At 59.2% G+C, this 1,025-nt stretch carries 1 protein-coding gene; it reads right to left on the reverse strand.

Going from position 1 to position 1,025, the window contains the following annotated elements; translation table 11 throughout:
* Window positions 1-117 precede the first annotated feature (117 nt).
* Window positions 118-987 carry a hypothetical protein gene (locus GY725_01580; GenBank protein ID MCP4002863.1) on the reverse strand — a complete coding sequence of 290 codons (870 nt, stop codon included), beginning with the start codon at window positions 985-987 and terminating at the stop codon, window positions 118-120.
* Window positions 988-1,025 lie beyond the last annotated feature (38 nt).

Consider the following 1,025-nt stretch of genomic DNA (forward strand, 5'->3'; position numbering starts at 1 on the left):
AAAGAACGCTGCGCGCGGAAAATCCTGAAGAAGCTGCCCAAGCGGCCTTACGAGATCGCTTTCCCGATTCAGGTCGAGCTGTTTCTGAAGACGGTGCGCAATCTGCCGAGGGTGATGTCATTCCCCCTCATCCGCTGGTTCGTCAAGGCCACGGGTGCTTAGAGAGACAGAAGCTCGCGGAAATGCCGATCCAGCAAGCGGCCTTTGCGGGTCGAGCACCGCCCGCGCGTCGGCGAACTTCTTGAGCCGCGGTCCAAAAGCGCGTTGGACCATCTCGGGCGTCAGGAACGGCGTCTGATTGAAGAGCGGGATCCCGCCCCGTTGGCTGCAGAAATCGTTGTACGCATGGAGAAACTCTTCCCAGGCTCGGCCGCCGGTAGAGGCGGGGTCGATGCTCATGCCCGGCCCTTCCCAGGTGTAAGACAGGAGCGCCTCGCAGTCGCGAGCGATGGCATAGCCGACCGAAGGAAGATTGCAGCGAAAGCCGGTGTTGTCTGCATGGGCAATGCAGAAATCGCAATACTCCTCCAGAGTGTCGAAGAACGTGGTCTCCCGGAACGACCACATGCTGAACAGATATTTAGTTTCGCCCGGATTGCGCGGGTAGTCGATAATCTGTGCGTGCGGCCAGGTGCGGTTGGAACGGACCCACCACACCATGAGCCGGCGCAAGCCGTAAAAGAACGCATCCTGGGCGCTGGCATGCAATTTCCGCTTCTCGATGTATTTGTCGATCCACAGCGCGATGGCGGGTGCGTACTTTCGCCAGAACCGGTTGCGGTAGGCCCAGGTCATACGCGACTTGGGCGCAGCATCAGGATTGTCCTTCCGGATCTCGACCACGACGCGCTTAGCATAGGGGAAGATGTAGTACATTACCGCGAAGCCGCGCGCCTTGTAGATGGGGAAGAACTTGCGAAAGTCCACAAGGCTCAACGAGTAGTGCCGCACCGAAAGGGCTGTTGTGGGCCGGATCTTGATGGTCACTTCGAACACGATCCCGAACAGGCCGTAGCTTGAGCGGA

It is taken from the genome of bacterium (assembly GCA_024226335.1).
Lineage (GTDB): Bacteria > Myxococcota_A > UBA9160 > SZUA-336 > SZUA-336 > JAAELY01.